A 17,489-nucleotide genomic window follows, 5' to 3' on the forward strand; every position below is an offset into this window, starting at 1 on the left:
TAAAAACTGGGGACTCTGTTCAATGCGAACTCCTATGAGGCATCCGTGAAAGCACAGACTCTCGTCAACCAGGCCCTGAAGCAGGGCTTCAAGGAATTCCTGGAAAAGGAAACCGGCACCGGGCGCATCGTGCACCTCAAGACCGAAGCGTTCCTGAAACTGATCAACGACAAGGTCCTCCGCCTGGGTGAGGAAGACTACTTCACCCACTCGGAGATGGACCTCGAGGACAACGACTACTGCTTCGTTTACAGCGACGGCTTCTCCGAAGACCTGTGGAGTTACCAGCCGCCGGACACCCTGGACGACCTGCTCCACCACGCCTATTTCTGCCTTTACAACCAGCGCCCCAAACCCATGCTCACGCTGGCCTCGGTGGACAACGTGTACCTCATCCTGCTGGAATTGATGAAAGGCCTCGCGGGAAAACCCATCGTCCACATGTCGGAACCGAAGTTCCTCAAGTTCGACAAGGTGGACATCGCCAAGATCACGGAGTTGAAAGATTTTTCAGGACGGCTGGGAGGATGCGGCGACAGCTACGCGCCGACCGACGACGCCTGCGGCGAACCGATGTGCCAGTCCACCTTCGCCTGGATCAAGGACCACATCTGCCTCATCTACATGGTGGGCAGTTGTGACGGGTTCCTGGAGATCAAGCTGTTTCCCTTCCGCACCACGGAGCAAAGCGAGGTGATTCCCCTGCAGGAAGAAGCCGGACCGGAGAAAGAAGGGGAAAAGGAAAACGGCCAGGAACCCAAAAAAATCGAAAAAACCTCGGCGGTCCCCAAAACCAAAACCCTGCCCAAACCGTTCCGGAAATAATTTTTTTCTTCAAACAACCCGGAAGCAGGGAACCTTTCCCGTCCCTCACCCCATCTCCGCCTGCGGGCGGAAACGGTCGAGCAGTCGCACGTCCCTGGAAAAACAATGCCGCACCGCGAGCAGGGTGACCAGCATGCCGGTCAAACTCGAGGTGCCCGCGATCATGAACACGATGGCCAGCTGGTACTTCACCGCTTCCAGGGGCGAACCGCCGGCGATGATGAATCCCGTCATGATGCCCGGCAGATGAACCAGGCCGATCACCTTCATCGAGTCGAGGGTGGGGATCATTGCCGCGCGCAGGGTATCGCGCACCGCCCAGCGCGCCGCCTGCGACCCGTTCGCGCCGAGGGCGAGCAGGGTCTCGATGCGTCGTCTCTGGTGGCCCAGTTCCGCGGTCAACCGGTTCAGCGCCAGGGACGCGGTGTTCATGGAATTGCCGATGATCATGCCGCCCAGCGGGATGATGTATTTCGCTTCATGCTCGATCACTCCCGCGAAGGTGAGGATGCCGAAGGTCACGCCGGAGCCGGTGACGATGCCGGCGAACGCCAGCAGGTAGGAATGAGGAACACTCTGCCCGCGTTTGCCGGAAATCGACGCCGCCACGCCGCACATGAAAAGAAGAATCAACAGCAACGCCCAGATTTGGTCGAGGGTGAAGATCGCCTCCAGCAGAAACCCCATGATGACCAGCTGCACCGTCGCCCGGGCCGACGCGTAGAACACGTCCTTTTCCAGGCCCAGCCGGTTGTAATACGAAACCAGAAGCGACACGATGACCAGGCCGTAACACAGCAACAGAGCCTCAACCTGCATGGGCGCCTCCTTCCTGCCTGCCGTCTTCTTTGGAGTGCAGACGTCCTTCAAAAAATTGCCGCAGGCGTTCGTCCTTCCTGTCGTTCATCAGTTCCTGGATGTTGCCGTGGGCAATTATACGACCCTCGATCAGCACCATCGTCATCGCGTCGAAGCGCAGCGCCTGCGGCACGTCGTGCGTCACCCACACGGCCGCGATACCCAGGTCCCGGTTGATGTGCTTGATCAGGTTTTCGATGGTGAGCGCCGCCGTGGGATCGAGCGCCGAGGTCGGTTCGTCCATCAGCAGGAGTTCCGGTCCGTTGGCCAGCATCTGCGCCAGAGCCACACGTTGCTGTTCGCCGCCGGACAACGTTTCCGCCTGCCGCGTGAGATAAGACTTCGACAACCCCACCTGGTTGAGCAGGTGCTCGCACTGCGCGTCTTCCATCACCTCGCCGCGCAGGCCGGGTCCGAGCGCGATGTTGTCGCGCACGCGAAACGGCAACAGTCCCGGCGCCTGGAACACCATGCCCATGCGCCGCCGCAAATCCAGCACGTTCATCCTGGCGGTTTCTTCCCCGTTCAGGCGCACGGTGCCCGAGTCGAACGGTTCGAGGCGGTTGAGGCAACGCAGCAGCATGGATTTGCCGGATCCGGACGGACCCAGCACCACCAGCATCTCGCCCTTTTCGACGTCGAACGACACGCCGTTCAAAATCGGCCTGCCGCGCGCCACGCTCAATTCCCGCACTTGCAACATAAGACCTCGAAACGCTTTTCCCTTATTCCGACACACTTGGGAAAAGGCGTGAAATTACAAAAAATTTGGAGAACCCGGTTCGTTGTGGCTATAATCATGGTATCCGATTTTTCAACCCGTCACACCGATTTTGGGGCGTTTCATGCCAACGCGTAACCGGAAACCCAGATCGCTTGTGGTCCACATGCTCATCCTGTTGTGGACGTTCTACTTCTGCGTCGGGTTCACCTTCCATTACCATCCGGATTATGTACACGCCCATGCGGACGAACTTCAACCGCACGACCACACCGGCCATTTTCATTCGCATGAAGTGGAAGGCTTCGCCGCCGCCATTCATTCCGGATGGGACCACCATGAAGCTGAGGAATCGCACCACCATTCCGAGTCCGCTCCGGGCAGTGATTCCGAAACCGTTCAGCTCGAGCTCAACAAGCACAGCCTGGTACCCGTCAAGCTGAAGGTCGTCGCGCCCTTGGCAGTTCTTCTCGTTCTGCCGCAGCAGGACCATCGCATCAGCTGGCAACCCGTCCAGCACGATGTGCCCCTCAGCGAGGTTCGGCACCTGCCCATTGCGCTTTCCGGCCGCGCGCCGCCCGCCCTCCTTTCCTGATCCTTTTTTTCATTAGTAGTTAAAAACCACATCCGTTTCGCCTTCATGAAACCGGCGTGACGGGGACGCTCTTCTGTTCCTGCAGGTTCTGGACATGGAGAGTGTTCCGGATCCAATTGGGAAAGGAACCATGAACGCTTTTTTTTGGCAGGTGACCGTGGGCGCGATGATTGGAATTCTGTTCGCACCTCCGGCATTCGCCCAGACCACAAAACCCAATTCCCCTGGAAACGGGGAGGGCCGCCTCCTGCTCAAAAAGGATGCCGCCCGCGATGCGCGCGATCTCACCGGCGTGCTCACGCTCCACCAGGTGGCGGCGCACATCCTGCTCCACAATCCCGACCTGCAGGCGTTCCAGCTGGAAATCCGGGCCCGCGAAGCGCGCGCCCTCCAGGAAGGATTGATCCCCAACCCACAGGTGCAGGCGCTGGTGCAGGACGTCCTGGGATCCGGCCAGTTTGCAGGTGCCTCGGATTCTGAAAACCAGGTTTTGTTCCTGCAATGGATCGAGTTGGGCGGCAAACGCATGAAACGGGAAACCGCCGCCAACCTGAACACGGAACTGGCGGAATGGGATTACGAAACCGTGCGCATGAACGTGCTGACCGACACGGCCAAGGCCTACGCCGACGTGCTCGCCCGTCAGGAAGCGCTGAAACTGGTGCGCGAACTGGAAGCGTTGTCCGAACGACTGCACACCGCCGTGGCCGAACGCGTGAAAGCGGGCAAGGTGCCACCCATCGATGAAGTCAAGGCGGCGGTCACGCTGTCCACCACGCGCATGCAGAGACAGCAGGCGAAAAACGAACTCCAGGCCGCACGGCGCCGCCTCGCCGCGCTGTGGGGTCGGCCCCTCGCCGCCTTCGATCACCTTCAGGGCAACCTGTACGGCATTCAGTCCCTTCCCGAACTCGATGAACTGGCAGGGCGGCTGAACCGGAACCCGGACCTCGCCCGCTGGGCCACGGAGATGATCCAGCGCGATGCGGTGATCGACCTGGAGGAATCGCGCGCCGTTCCCAACCTGCAGCTGGGTGTCGGCGCACGCTGGTTGCAGGAGAACCGGGACAACACGGTGATGTTCCAGATCCAGCTTCCGATCCAGCTGTTCGACCGCAACCAGGGTGCCATTGCCGAAGCGCACTACCGCAAGTCCAAGGCCGAAGCACAACAACGCGCCGTGGAGGTTCGACTGCAGACCGTACTGTCCAATCACTACGCGCGCCTGGTGAATGCGCACACCCAGGTGACGTCGCTCAAAAGTCAGGTCCTGCCCGGCGCGCGGATGGCCTTCGACGCGGTGCAGGAAGGCTACCGCTTCGGCAAGTTCGGTTATTTGGAAGTGCTCGACAGCCAGCGAACCTGGTTTGAAGCGCGCAAGCAATACCTGAACGCGCTGGCCGAATACCATTCGGCGGTGGCGGATGTGGAACGGCTCATCGGAGCGCCCCTCAACCAGAAACTCGGCGGCGCCGTGCCAACTGCGGAGGACACGCAACCATGAAGCGCAAACAATTCTTAACGGTGGTCACCATACTTTGTGTCGGCGCTCTTCTGGCATGGGCCATTATGAAACCGGGATCGATACCGTTCCTGCACCTCACGCCGCACGAACACGGCAAAGACACCCACACGCACGACGGCGATGACAGCCATGACGGCGGCAGGCACGACGATCATGGACCCGAAATGCCGCGCGGCCCGCACAACGGCATGCTGTTCGAGCAGGACGAATTGCAACTGGAAGTGGTGCTGTACGAGAAAGGCGTGCCGCCGGAGTTTCGGGTTTATCCGATGAAAGCCGACGGCACCCCCATTCCGCTTTCGGACATCACCGTGCAGATCGACCTCGAGCGCATGGAACGCGTGGACCGGGTTCGATTCCAACCCGCCGGAAATTATCTGCTCGGTGACCGTGAAGTGGTGGAACCGCATTCGTTCGTCATGAACATCCGCGCCGAATGGAAGAAAAACAAATTCCAGTGGACGCACCAGCAGATCGAGTTCCGCGCCACCATCTCCAAAACGCAGGCGGAAAATGCAGGCATCGAATCGGCCACAGCCGGGCCGCGCGCCATCGGCGACGTGGTGACGCTCGACGGAGAAATCGGGCTCGATGAAAAACGCGTGGCCCACATTGTGCCTCGGGTGGAATCGCTGGTGGTCGCCGTGCACAAGGACATGGGCGACCAGGTGAAAGTGGGCGACCTGCTGGCCGTCCTGCAAAGCCGCGAGCTGGCTGACGCGAAAAACGAATACCTGGCCGCGATCAAACGCGCCGAACCGGTGCGGCTGGATCACCAGCGACAGAAACAGATTTACGACAACACGCTGGTCATGCTGGACCTGCTCACCCGGGACATCAGCCTGGACGAGCTGTACCGGAAAATCGACACCCTGTTCCTCGGCAATTCCCGCGCTGAAATCGTACCTGCTTTCGCAAAGGTGGTGCGGACGCAGGCGGTGTACGAACGGGAAAAAACTTTGTACGAAAAGAAAATTTCCTCACGCGCCGAGTACCTGTTGGCGCTTGAGGAATTCCAGTCGGCCAAGGCCCAGTACGAGGCCTTGCGCGAAAAAGTCCATTACCAGGGCAAGCTGTCCCTGCTGGAGAAAAAGCAGGCACTGGAGGTGGCCGAACTCAACATCAAAACCCAGGCGCAGAAACTGAAGACGCTTGGCATGACCGACCGGGACATCCGGCAGTTGACGTCGAAGAACCCGCCGCCATTCACGCATTACCAGTTGCGTTCGGAGATCGACGGCCGCGTCATTGAAAAACACATCGCCGTCGGGGAGGCCATCAAAAAGGATTTTTCCGTGTTCGTTGTCGCCGACCTTTCCGAGGTCTGGGTCAACATCGCCATCCCTTCGCGCGATATGGATCTCGTTGAACTCGGGCAGAACATCCAGGTCCGCGCTGAAAACGCAAATATGAAGGCGATGGGGAAACTTTTTTTCCTTGGTGCGGTACTGGATGAAAAAACACGCACGGTGACAGGCCGCATCGTCATCTCAAACAAGAACCTCAAGTGGCGGCCGGGCATGTACGTGAAGGTGGACCTCATCCGCGACACCCAATCCGTACCGGTTGCAGTGCCGCGCCATGCCGTGCAGACGTTCCGAGACTGGACGGTGGTGTTCATCAAGGTGGGCGACCAGTACGAGCCGCGACCGGTGACGCTGGGCCACTCCGACGGCACATGGGTGGAGATCGTCGACGGCCTGCGCCCCGGCGACACCTACGTCAGGGAAAACAGTTTCATTATCAAGGCGGAGCTGCAGAAGTCCGCCGCCACCCATTCGCATTGATCGGGAGAGACCTGTCGTGCTGAAACGGTTCATCGATTTCGCCATCCGCCAGAGGGTGTTCGTCATACTGGCTACGTTCTTCCTCGCGGTGCTGGGTGTGTACAACTTCCAGAAACTGCCCATCGACGCGATGCCCGACATCACCAACATCCAGGTGCAGATCAACACCGAAGCCCCCGGCTACTCCCCCATCGAAGTTGAACAGCGCGTCACGTATTACGTCGAAACCGCCATGTTCGGCCTGCCGCAATTGAAGGAGACGTGGTCCATCTCGCGCTACGGGCTGTCGCAGGTGACGGTCATTTTCGAAGACGGCACGGACATCTATTTCGCGCGCCAGCTGGTGAACGCACGCCTGCGCGAACTGGGCACCACCCTGCCCGACGGGCTGGAGCCGATCATGGGCCCCATCGCCACGGGCCTGGGCGAAATCTACATGTGGGCGCTCAGCTGGAAGGAGGGTCACGACCACGGCAAAACCAAAAGCAGCGTCGAGCAGATGGCCGAACTGCGCACGGTCCAGGAGTGGACGATCCGGCCGCAGTTGATGACCATTCCCGGTGTGGTGGAAGTGAACAGCATCGGCGGCTACAAAAAGCAGTACCACGTGACACCCGACCCGAAACGACTCACTGCCTACAACCTGACCTTCAATGACATCGTTGACGCCCTGCGCCGGAATAACGACAACGTCGGCGCAGGGTACATTGAACAAAGCGGCGAGCAGTATTTGGTGCGTACGCCCGGACAGGTGAAAAACATCAAGGACATTGGAAACATCGTGGTCGGTGCGCACCGCGGGGTGCCCATTTACATCAGGGACGTGGCGGACGTGTTGATCGGCAAGGAGCTGCGCACCGGCGCCGCCACGCGCAACGGCAAGGAGGTGGTGCTGGGCACCGTGTTCATGCTGAAAGGCGACAACAGCCGCCGCGTCTCCCGCGCCGTCGATGACAAGATGCAGGAAATCGCCCGCACGCTTCCCGAAGGGGTGCAGGTGACCACCACCTACGACCGCACCAAGCTGGTCAACAAAACGCTGACCACCGTGCGCAACAACCTAACCGAAGGCGCCCTGCTGGTGGTCGTGGTCCTGTTTTTACTGCTTGGCAATTTCCGCGCCGCGTTCATCACCGCCCTGGTCATTCCCCTGTCCATGCTCTTTGCGGTGACCGGCATGGTGACGCATGGCGTGAGCGGCAACCTGCTCAGCCTGGGAGCGCTCGATTTCGGCATCATCGTCGACGGCACCGTCATCATCATGGAAAACTGTATTCGCCGCCTGGCGGAGCGGCAAAAGGAAGCCGGACGCCAATTGTCTGAAACCGAACGGCTCGATGTGGCCAGCACCGCGGCGGCGGAGGTGTCGCGTCCCAGCATCTTCGGCGTCATCATCATCATGATCGTTTACATTCCGATCCTCACGCTCACCGGCGTCGAAGGCAAGATGTTCATTCCCATGGCGTTCACCGTGCTGGCGGCATTGACCGGCGCGCTGATCCTGTCGCTCACCTTCATCCCGGCAATGGTGGCGCAGTTCATCAGCGGTCGCGTGCCCGAAAAGAAAACGCGGTTCTTCCAGTGGGCGCAACGGATGTACCGCCCCGTGCTCACTGCGTCGTTGAAGGCACCGGTCGCGGTGCTGACGCTGGCGGGAGTCCTCTTCGTGCTGACCATCATGCTGGCCACGCAACTGGGACGCGAATTCGTGCCGACGCTGAACGAGGAAGACCACGCCATCCATGCCCTGCGCATTCCCGGAACCAGCCTGTCGCAGGCGGTCAGCATGCAGCACAACCTGGAAAAGAAACTCCACCAGTTCCCGGAAGTGGATTACGTGTTTTCCAAAATCGGAACCCCCGACATCGCCACCGATCCCATGCCCCCCAGCGTCGCCGACGTGTTTGTCATCATGAAACCGCGACGCGAGTGGCCGGACCCGAAGCTCACCCGCCCCGGCATCATCAAAAAATTCGAGTCGGTTCTCAACCCGCTTCCCGGAAACAAGTACGAGTTCACGCAACCCATCCAGATGCGGTTCAACGAACTGATTTCCGGCGTGCGCAGCGATGTGGCGGTGAAGGTACATGGTGACGACCTGGAAGTCCTGCTGGCCAAAGCCGAAGAGATCGCCCACGCACTGGAAACCATTCCCGGCGCCGCGGACGTGCGCGTCGAACAGGTGACGGGCCTGCCCATTCTCACCGTGAAGCTGAAACGCGACGAGATGGCACGGCTGGGGTTCAACGTATCGGAAATCCAGTCCATCGTACAAACGGCGGTCGGGGGCAGGAAGGCAGGCGTGGTGTATGAAGGCGACAACCGGTACGACCTCGTCGTGCGCCTGCCGGAAGACATCCGCGAAAAAATCCCGCACCTGCGCCGCATTCCCCTTCCGTTTCCGAAACAACTGGACGACAGGCACGCCCACGCGGTTGGCACCCAGCGCCCGCAGGTGAAATCCCTGCCCACCTTCATTCCACTGGAAGCGGTGGCGGACCTGGAAGTGGTACAGGGTCCCAACCAGATCAGTCGCGAGAACGGCAAGCGCCGCGTGTTTGTGAGCGCCAATGTGCGCGGACGCGACCTGGGAACCTTTGTGGAGGAAGCGCAGTCGTTGATCCGTGAACGCGTGACCGTTCCCTCCGGTTACTGGCTGACGTGGGGCGGGCAGTTCGAGCACCTGATTTCCGCAACGCAACGGTTGTACCTGGTGGTGCCGGTTGCGCTCCTGCTGATTTTCCTGCTTTTGATGGCGGCGTTCGGTTCGTCCAGACAGGCGCTGCTGGTGTTTTCCGGGGTGCCCCTGGCGTTGACGGGCGGTGTGTTCGCCATCTGGGCGCGCGGAATACCGCTTTCCATCTCCGCTGCCGTCGGATTCATCGCGCTCTCCGGGGTGGCGGTGTTGAACGGCGTGGTGCTGGTTTCCTATATCAATTCACTGCGCCAGGACGGAATGCCCCTGGACCGTGCTGTGTATGAAGGATGCCTGACGCGCCTGCGTCCGGTACTGATGACGGCGCTGGTGGCGTCCCTGGGATTCGTGCCGATGGCGACCGCCACCGGCACCGGCGCGGAAGTGCAGCAGCCATTGGCGACGGTGGTCATCGGCGGCATCGTCTCCTCCACCCTGCTCACGCTGGTGGTTTTGCCCGTGCTCTACCGGATGTTCATGAAGGAACCCCTGCCCGCCGCAGAACGCAAGCAACCCGCTTCCACACCAGCCGAGTAACGCGCGTGGTTCGTGGCTAGGCGTCTAACGGTGAAGTGGCCGATTCATGAAGTCATGGGTTCTTCGCAAACGCTCAGAATGACAAAAGAGATAATGATTATTTGGAGGTGGGTTGTTCGGCGTATTCGAACATGGCCTCGACGCAACGCAGTGCGCCCTGCCGGACTTCCGGGGTGAGGGTGATGATCTGGTGCGGTTGGGGATCCTCCAGCACACCCAGCACGTCGCTGAGCGAGTTGGCTTTCATGTAGCGGCACATGGTGCAGGAGCCGACGAATTTTTTCTGCGGGAACTCGGACTGCAGAACGCCCGTCAGGCCGCACTCGGTGAGCAGGAAAAACGTATCCGCGTCCGAGCCGCGCACGTGGTCGAGCATGTTGGTGGTGCTGCCGACGAAGTCCGCCTTTTGCACCACTTCCGGCGCGCATTCCGGATGCACCAGCACATCGACGCCGGGGTTGGCCTTGCGGACGAAGTCCACCGCCTCCGGCTGGTACTCCTCGTGCACGTAGCAGGTGCCGTCCCAGTAGTCGATGGTCTTGTCGATGCCGTTTCGGCGGCAGTGCTCGATGACGTTCTGCGCCATCAGCTTGTCCGGCAGGAAATAAATGCGGTCGTTGTCGATGGCTTCCACAATGCGGTACACGTTCGACGAAGTCACGCACACATCGCACAGCGCCTTCACCTCCGCGGTGGTGTTGATGTAGCAGACGAAGGTGTGATCCGGATACTGCTTGCGCAGTTTACGCACGTCCGCGGGCATGATGCCGTCGGCCAGCGAACAGCCGCCGTTGGGGTTGGGGTCGAGCACCGTTTTTTCCGGATTCAGGATCTTCGCCGTCTCCACCATGAAGCGCACCGCGGCGAACACGATGACATCCGCATCCGACGCTTTGGCTTTCTTGGACAGGCCGTAAGAGTCGCCCGAATAATCCGCCACGCCGTAAAGCACTTCCGGCTCCACGTAGTTGTGGGCGAGGATGATGGCGTTCTTCTCCTTTTTGAGTTCGCGGATGCGCTCGATGGTGGGCCAGATGCGCTCGCAGTGTTCGCGCGTGAACTCGCAGATCGGGTTGCCGACGCGGATGGGTTTCAGTTTTTCGTAAAATTCGTCGAGGGTGATCATGATCTCAACCCGGAGGCCATTGCATGGGCCGTCCGGCCAGTAGATGAAAATGGACGTGGAAGACCGATTGCCCGGCGCCGGAACCACAGTTGAGCACCAGCCGGAAACCGCCTTTCTCCAGGCTCATCTCGGTTGCGATGGAATTGGCAACGGAGAAGATGGAACCGATCATCGGTTCGTCCTCGGAATCCATGTCCATGATGGTACTCATGTGTTTTTTGGGGCAGATGAGGATGTGCGTCGGCGCCTGCGGATTGATGTCCCTGAACGCGAATACGTTGTCGTCCTCATAAACCTTGTCACCGGGGATATCCCCTTTCAAAACCTTACAGAACAGGCAATCGTTCACACCATCTCCATAAAAGAAATGTTGGCTATAAACCCATCTTATAACGTGGGACGAGACAAAGCAACCGCCTCCCGGAAGGGAGACGGCCGTCAAAATGGCAGTGAATAGGAGAAGGCCGCCGAGCCGGCGGCGACGAGGATCAACGGAAAAAGCTGTCGCGGTCGAATGGCTGTTGCAGGTCCATGCGTTCCAGGTAAGCTTTGATGTCTTTTTTGTAGGACACGAACGGGTCCAGCATCAGAAACGGTTCTTCCTTGTTGAGGCGGAAGCCGATCCAGTCGATGAGGTAGCCGGTCTGGCTTTCCACCAGGCGCTTGACCAGCTCGCCGCGTCCGTCCGCCCGCGTGCCGCGCGGCGGATTGTGCTTGGCGTGCTCGACGGCGGCGTCGGTGGTTTTGCGGTTGGCGTCGCCGGTTTCCTCCAGTCCCCAGTACAGCCCGACGTTGCGGTTGAGGTTGTGGTATTCGAGGTCGAGGCTCTTCACCCAGGGGTCTTTCCAGCCCACGTTTTCCGCTTCCATGAACTCGTTGAGGAGCCAGTACTTGGCTGCCCAGTCCACGCGCCCGATCAAATGCTCCGGCCCTTTCGGCAGGTCGGTGAGCACGGACTCCCACGCCTCGATCACCCAGTCGGCGTCGGCGTTGGCCCCGGCGAGGTATTCCTTCGCCGTCTTCAACATTTCCCACTGCAACTCGAGCGCGGTGCTCTGGTTGCCGTCGCGCATTTGAATGCTCCACTTGAAATCCTGGTCGCGCGAGATCGACCGCATGGCGGCGACGGAATCCGCGAGGATCCAGTCCGGGTTGGCGACGCCCAGCTCGATCAATTCCATCATGAGCGACGTCGTGCCCATCTTGAGCGCGGTGGCGAACTCGCTCATGTTCGAATCGCCGACCAGCAGGTGAATGCGGCGGTACTTGCTGGGATCGGACAGCGGTTCGTCGCGCGTGTTGACGATGGCGCGGTTGTACTGCACCCAGCGGTAGAATTCGTTGGGAATGTGGTCGGCGCGTTGCGACAGCTGGAAATTGACTTCCTCCGTATCCTTTTTTGCCTGGTGGATGTCGTCCCAGTCGCGGAACGGTTGCGGATTGCAGGCTCCGGTGCGCCCGGCCCCGGCGTAGATCTGGCGCGTCACCAGGAACGACGCGAGCAGGCGCAGGTTTTCGCGGTTGTCGAACTGGAACGCGCGGCTGACCAGGTAGTTCTCGTGACAGCCGAAGGTGGCGTTGGTTTCCAGATCGACGTTGTTCTTGATGAACGCCACCTGGTCGCCCCAGCCCAGGTCTTCCAGCGCCTCCTGCACCACCATGTCGCCGGCGCGGTCGAAGGTGACGAGGTCGGTGAGGTTGGAACACTCCGGCGAAGCGTATTCGAGGTGACCCATGTCGAGGTACACACGGCCGCCATTAACAAGAAAGCCGCCGTTGCCCGGCGGCTCGTCGTTGGCGCGGTAGTGAAGGTCCAGAACGCCCTGCTTTTTATCGAAGATGTGGTTCTTGACCCGGACCGCCACATCAATCGGGCCGTACTTGAAGTCCTCCTCTTTGATGAGGAGGCCGTATTCCGTTTCAATGCCGTAGATTCGCCGTTTCATAAGTCACACGCAGGTTTTTTTGAGCGTTTCCAATTCACCGGAAGTGACCCACCGGAACAAGGACTTCTTCCGGGTTGTGGTCAACACCGCCGCTTCCAATGTCCAATTCTCGAAGACCTCGGCCAGCGTCAAGGTCGAACCCTTTTCCGCGCCGGATTCTTCGTCGGTCCCCTGCTTTTTGCTCTCCTCCCAAAGACGGCTGACTTCCACCAGTGCCTGTTCCAAGGGTAGCGAAGCGAAATCACGTTTTCCAATTTCTTTTTCGATGAACTCCGATTCCTTGTCGTCGCCCGCGATCACCGTGCCCTTTTTGAACATCTCCCAGTGCCCGTCGTAATTGAGGCGGAAGAACAGGGGCTTGTCCTCGAAGTTCATCTCCATCAACAACAGTTTCACCAGGTAAGGCGCCCGCATGACTTCTTCAAAGTTCTGCTTGAGCGACGGAGCCACGCCGAACTGCAGCAGGCGGGCGATGGTGACGTCTTTCTCCGAACGGTTGAAGCCCTCCAGGTGCGCCATGTCGAGCAGCGTCATGCGCAGGCGTTCCACATCCGCCGGGTGCCCCAGGCTGCCCAGCGCGATGCGATCGTACACTTCAAATATTTTTCCGGGCTGCGGGGTGAACCCCATCATCAATGCGCCTTCCTGAAACGGAACCGCGATGACCGGCTGCCCCTTGCGCAGTTTTTCCTGGACGTAGCTGTGCCGGGTGGAGATCGCCTCCATCCAGCGAAACGGTTCTTCGAACATTCAGGCGTTCCTCTTCATCGATTCCTGGAACAGGATTTCCATTTCGTTGTCTTCGAGGAAGTGGTAACCCTCCCCGGTGATGCTGGCCACAACCGGATAGATCTTGTCGTCGGGCCGGCCCTGCCCTGTGGCGGAATCGAACTGGCCCGCGGTCTGCAACAGGCGTACGGCGAGCATCGATGCTTCCTTGAAGTCGCGCTCGGCGAGCGGACGCGCGCCCCACAGGTCTTCGTGTTCCAGGACGCCGCGGATGACCGGCGAGCCGGAACCCGTGGCGGTGTGCGTGCGGATCTCGAAGTTCGCGCCCAGGAGATCGTAAAAATAAATGTAGGGTTTCTTTTCCTTGAGGTCGTAGGAGGCGAAGATCGGACTCACCGCGCCCACACCCTGGATGGCCATGCCCATGTTGTCCTTGAGCAGTTTGGACAAGGCGCGGATTTTGCCTTCGGTGCTGAGCGACTGCAGCTGCGAACGGCGGTAGTACTCGAAGTTGTGGGAAAGGATGCGGGCCATCTCGAAAGCCGTGGCGGGAACGCCCGCGATGGCCATCAGGGAATAGTCGTCGATGGGGATGACCTTGTCGCAACGGTCGTACATGATGGCGTTGCCGGCGGTGGCGCGCCGGTCTCCCGCGACCACCACCCCGTCTCTGTAATGAAACGCCAGCACCGTGGTGCCGTGCACCAACTGCGACGCGTCCACCGGGTTTCCCTTCTCCGGTGCGGAGGCCCACTGGTACCCCGACCGTTTGAGAAGTTCGTAGAAATCCCCCGGCCCCTGGGAATGAAGAATAGAATCGCTCATTGACCGGTTCGCTGTTTGTATTTCTCCGACTGCTTCGGGTCCACTTTTTTCATGCGCTTCAGCAGGCTGTCACGCCCGGGACGGGACACGTCCGGCCGGGACGGACCGCTTTCTTCCTTGGGATCGGGAGAAGACTCTTTTTTTTCTTCCCTGCGCAGGGGATCGGTCATTTCCATGCGAACAACTCCTTATTGGTTTCCAGGGCCTGCTCGACATCCTCCTGGTGAATGATGTCCGTCAGGTCCAGATAGTCACCGTTCTTGAACTCAATACCCGTCCAGTGAATGGAGCGGATATTGTCCTGCTCCTGATCGACCATGAGGCCGCGGATGCGCGCCCGCGTGCCCACCGGTGCATTGTGCATCGCCCTGGCCACGTCCTCTTCCGGAACGAAGGGAGCGAGCTCACCGGTTTCCAGGAGGCCGTAGTACAGGCCGCGCTCCGGATCCAGATTATGATACTCCAGATCGAGGCTCTGCATCACCGGGTCGTCCCACGAAAGCCCTTCGGTTTCGATGAACTGGTTGAACAGGCTTTCCTTGATGGCCCAGTCGATGCGGTCGCTCAGCTTGTGGGAGCCTTCTTTCAAATCGTTCAGCGTGCGCTCCCATTCCTGAACGATCCATTGCTCTTCTTTCTCGTCACCGAGGCGGCCCGGATTCTTCTTCGCCTGCTCCAGGTACCAGCCCTGGATGTCGAGCGGCGTGACGGTGCGTCCGTTTTCCCGTTTCAACAGCACCGTGCCGGTGCGGTCGCGGGAAGTGCGCTGCACATCGGTTACCGGCTCGGCCAGTTCCGGCGGCATCTCCAGTTTTTCATCGGCAATGAGCGCCAGCACCAGCCGCGTCGTGCCCACCTTGAGCGCCGTTGCATACGGCGACATGTTGGCATCCCCAAGAATCAAATGCAACCGCCGGTACCGGTCGGTGGCCGCGTGCGGTTCGTCGCGCGTGTTGACGATGGGGCGTTGCGTCATCGTCTCGATGCTGAGCAGGCACTCGATGAAATCCGAGCGCTGTCCCAGCTGCAAACCGGTGAACGGCTCGACTTTTTTTCCGTCGGTGCCGACCTTGCCCGAGCCGGCGTACAACTGGCGCGTGACCAGAAACGGCACCAATCCCCGCACCCAGACATCGAAGTCCAGCCGGCGCGGGATCAGGTAATTGTCATGCGTGCCGTAACTGTGACCGCTGTAATCGGTGTTGTTCTTGAACACCTGCACGTGCGGACCGCCCAGTTCTTCGTTCCGGCGGCGCACGCATTCGAGCAGGATGCGGTCGCCCGCCTGATCGTGCGTGACCAGGTCGAACACGCTTTTGCACTCCGGCGTGCTGTATTCCGGATGCGTGTGGTCGTTGTAAAACCGCGCGCCGTTGACCAGCACCCGGTCGCACTTCATTTCCCAGTAGCTGTAGGGCCGCTTGCGGTCCTCCGCACAGAATTCGTCTTCCTCTTCATCCTGTGCCAGGTGGTTCACCGTGAACCCGCGCATGTCGAGGTGCGTGCGCTCCCGGCTGTAAGCCCAGCCGCGAAACACGCTTTTCAGCGGACACTGCTGGAGAAGCGCCATCGACTCTTCAACAGGATCGGAATCCTCCAGGTCTTCGCGGATGATTCCGTATTCGGTTTCCAGTCCCAGCAGGGGAACGGCAACACTCATATAATGGACCGGCTCATGGTTTGGTGCGCGGCCTGATCCGAATCGCGCGGACGACGCACCCGCACGACGTTTTTCGGATCGAAATCGAGAAGCTGGAGCCAGTCTTCCATATTGGAATCCGCAGGCAGTACGTTGTTCTCAACGAACTCGTGTTCCAGCGACTTCAACAGGTCGTCCACTTTGATCATCAGGGGTTCCCCGGCAATCGCACGCTCGATGGCGCGTTCCTTGGCACGGAGCACGATGCTTTCCAGGATCGCGCCGGAGATGAAATCCTTCCAGTACAGTTTCTTAAATTCGCCGTTGCGCAGGGTGAGGAGCAGGGCTTCCTGTTCCGGCTTGGTGCCGAACAGGGTGTCGAGAAACGGCTCGATCAGCGCGTTCATCGAATCGCCCTCGATGGGCAGGTCCTTCTTGAGGTACACCTTCAGGATGTCCTCGCAGTCGCCGCGGTCCGGACGCGATACCTTGATCTTGCGGTCGATGCGCCCCGGCCGCAGGATGGCGGGATCGATCAGGTCCGGCCGGTTCGTCGCCAGGATCACCACCATGTCGCGCACCGACTGGATGCCGTCCATCTCGGCGCAGAACATGGGCACCAGCGTGTTCGAGATGTTGTTGACGCGGAGCGCCTGACGCGTACCGAGTACCGATTCGGCCTCGTCGATGAAGATGAAGGGCAGTTGTCCCTTTTCGCGGTAGTCACGCGCCTTCTTGAAAATCTCGCGCACCTTGCGTTCCGACTCACCCAGCCACATGTTGAGGATCTCCGGACCTTTCACATGAATGAAGCGTCCTTCCAGATCCTTCAGGTCGTGGCTCTGTTCCTTGAGCTTGTTCACGATGTCGGAGAGGATGGCCTTGCCGATGAGCGTCTTGCCGCAACCGGGGGGACCGTAGAACAGGAATCCCTTGGGCATGCGGTATTCCATCTTGTCCAGGATTTCCTGGTGCAGGATGGGGTACTCGATGACCTTGCGCACTTCCTTGATGACGTTTTCCTGCCCGCCGACCTGCTCCCAGGTGACGGTGACGAATTCGTCTTCCACCACCAGCTTCTGTTCGCGCTTGGGCAGGGCTTTCAGGATCACGCGTTGCGTGGGATCGAGGATGATCTCGTCACCTTCGCGGAAGTTTTCTTCTTTCAGTTCATCGCAGACCTGGACCATGAATTCGGTATTGCCGGTGCCGCCGTTGACCATCCAGTGACCGTCCTTGAGGCGGGTGACGACGCGGGCGATGGGGCCCTGCTGGGGCCGGGGCAGTTTGATGATGGCGACAAATCCTTCGTTCACTGCCACCTGGTCGCCCACCAGCAACGGACCGTTCTCCAGGATCTCCGGCGAGACCGCCGCCTGGTATTCCGTGCCGCCGACGTTCAGGCGCACGAGATCGTCGTTGCCCGGACCGAGCACCGTGCCGATGCGGTGCGCGGGCGACTTGAGCTGGCGGATGGTCTCCTCCAGCGTCTTGATCTTGAGATTGTATTGCTGGGCGGACTGCTGGGCCGCCAGGAGCGCGTCGCGCAGATCGAAGATCTTCTGCTGGAGCTCCGGCTGGTCCTCGGTCTCTTCCAGAATCCGGTCAATCAATTCAATGATGTGAGTCGGGTCGCCCATTTCACAAATCCTTATTTCCACGAATGATACTTCAATTGTAT

15 protein-coding genes are annotated in these 17,489 nt (G+C 59.9%); 5 read left to right on the forward strand and 10 right to left on the reverse strand.

Annotation, left to right across the window (positions count from 1 at the left end):
- The first annotated feature begins 45 nt into the window (after positions 1–45).
- Positions 46–825 carry a hypothetical protein gene (locus ACTRW9_RS11075; protein ID WP_442429389.1) on the forward strand — a complete coding sequence of 260 codons (780 nt, stop codon included), beginning with the start codon at positions 46–48 and terminating at the stop codon, positions 823–825.
- A gap of 45 nt (positions 826–870) precedes the next feature.
- Here the strand turns inward: ACTRW9_RS11075 and ACTRW9_RS11080 are convergent, their stop codons facing one another.
- On the reverse strand, positions 871–1,644 hold the full coding sequence (locus ACTRW9_RS11080; protein ID WP_442429390.1) for an ABC transporter permease: 774 nt from the start codon (positions 1,642–1,644) through the stop codon (positions 871–873).
- Positions 1,634–2,386 (reverse strand): ABC transporter ATP-binding protein, encoded by a 753-nt coding sequence (locus tag ACTRW9_RS11085; protein ID WP_442429391.1) that lies wholly within the window; start codon positions 2,384–2,386, stop codon positions 1,634–1,636. Before ACTRW9_RS11085 ends, ACTRW9_RS11080 begins: the two co-directional genes overlap by 11 nt.
- 142 nt (positions 2,387–2,528) lie before the next feature.
- On the opposite strand from ACTRW9_RS11085, the gene ACTRW9_RS11090 reads away from it, so the two are divergent.
- The 4 genes from ACTRW9_RS11090 (at position 2,529) to ACTRW9_RS11105 (ending at position 9,543) form a co-directional block, all read left to right on the forward strand.
- The gene (locus ACTRW9_RS11090; RefSeq protein ID WP_442429392.1) at positions 2,529–2,999 is read left to right on the forward strand and encodes a hypothetical protein; all 471 of its coding nucleotides are present in this window, start codon (positions 2,529–2,531) and stop codon (positions 2,997–2,999) included.
- Positions 3,000–3,129: 130 nt separating this feature from the next.
- Positions 3,130–4,503: a TolC family protein gene (locus tag ACTRW9_RS11095; RefSeq protein ID WP_442429393.1), complete on the forward strand. Its 1,374-nt coding sequence runs from the start codon at positions 3,130–3,132 to the stop codon at positions 4,501–4,503.
- Positions 4,500–6,311, forward strand: coding sequence for an efflux RND transporter periplasmic adaptor subunit (locus tag ACTRW9_RS11100; protein ID WP_442429394.1), 1,812 nt, complete (start codon positions 4,500–4,502; stop codon positions 6,309–6,311). Before ACTRW9_RS11095 ends, ACTRW9_RS11100 begins: the two co-directional genes overlap by 4 nt.
- A 16-nt stretch (positions 6,312–6,327) precedes the next feature.
- Entirely contained in the window at positions 6,328–9,543 is a 3,216-nt protein-coding gene (locus tag ACTRW9_RS11105; protein WP_442429395.1) for an efflux RND transporter permease subunit, read from the forward strand.
- Between the two features lie 97 nt (positions 9,544–9,640).
- Here the strand turns inward: ACTRW9_RS11105 and nadA are convergent, their stop codons facing one another.
- From nadA to ACTRW9_RS11145, 8 genes are all read right to left on the reverse strand, one after another.
- Positions 9,641–10,669, reverse strand: coding sequence for a quinolinate synthase NadA (gene nadA / locus ACTRW9_RS11110; RefSeq protein WP_442429396.1), 1,029 nt, complete (start codon positions 10,667–10,669; stop codon positions 9,641–9,643).
- A gap of 4 nt (positions 10,670–10,673) precedes the next feature.
- Positions 10,674–11,018, reverse strand: coding sequence for a histidine triad nucleotide-binding protein (locus ACTRW9_RS11115; protein ID WP_442429397.1), 345 nt, complete (start codon positions 11,016–11,018; stop codon positions 10,674–10,676).
- A gap of 139 nt (positions 11,019–11,157) precedes the next feature.
- On the reverse strand, positions 11,158–12,615 hold the full coding sequence (locus ACTRW9_RS11120; RefSeq protein ID WP_442426303.1) for a proteasome accessory factor PafA2 family protein: 1,458 nt from the start codon (positions 12,613–12,615) through the stop codon (positions 11,158–11,160).
- A 3-nt stretch (positions 12,616–12,618) separates the two neighbouring features.
- On the reverse strand, positions 12,619–13,365 hold the full coding sequence (locus ACTRW9_RS11125) for a proteasome subunit alpha (RefSeq protein ID WP_442429398.1): 747 nt from the start codon (positions 13,363–13,365) through the stop codon (positions 12,619–12,621).
- The gene (locus ACTRW9_RS11130; RefSeq protein ID WP_442426305.1) at positions 13,366–14,169 is read right to left on the reverse strand and encodes a proteasome subunit alpha; all 804 of its coding nucleotides are present in this window, start codon (positions 14,167–14,169) and stop codon (positions 13,366–13,368) included.
- Positions 14,166–14,345: a ubiquitin-like protein UBact gene (locus tag ACTRW9_RS11135; protein ID WP_005006709.1), complete on the reverse strand. Its 180-nt coding sequence runs from the start codon at positions 14,343–14,345 to the stop codon at positions 14,166–14,168. Before ACTRW9_RS11135 ends, ACTRW9_RS11130 begins: the two co-directional genes overlap by 4 nt.
- Positions 14,336–15,829 (reverse strand): proteasome accessory factor PafA2 family protein, encoded by a 1,494-nt coding sequence (locus ACTRW9_RS11140; RefSeq protein ID WP_442429399.1) that lies wholly within the window; start codon positions 15,827–15,829, stop codon positions 14,336–14,338. The genes ACTRW9_RS11135 and ACTRW9_RS11140 overlap by 10 nt, the downstream gene beginning before the upstream one ends.
- Entirely contained in the window at positions 15,826–17,448 is a 1,623-nt protein-coding gene (locus ACTRW9_RS11145; protein WP_442429400.1) for an AAA family ATPase, read from the reverse strand. The genes ACTRW9_RS11140 and ACTRW9_RS11145 overlap by 4 nt, the downstream gene beginning before the upstream one ends.
- Positions 17,449–17,489 lie beyond the last annotated feature (41 nt).

Origin of the sequence: Nitrospina sp. 32_T5 (assembly GCF_052156635.1) — a bacterium.
GTDB lineage: Bacteria > Nitrospinota > Nitrospinia > Nitrospinales > Nitrospinaceae > Nitrospina.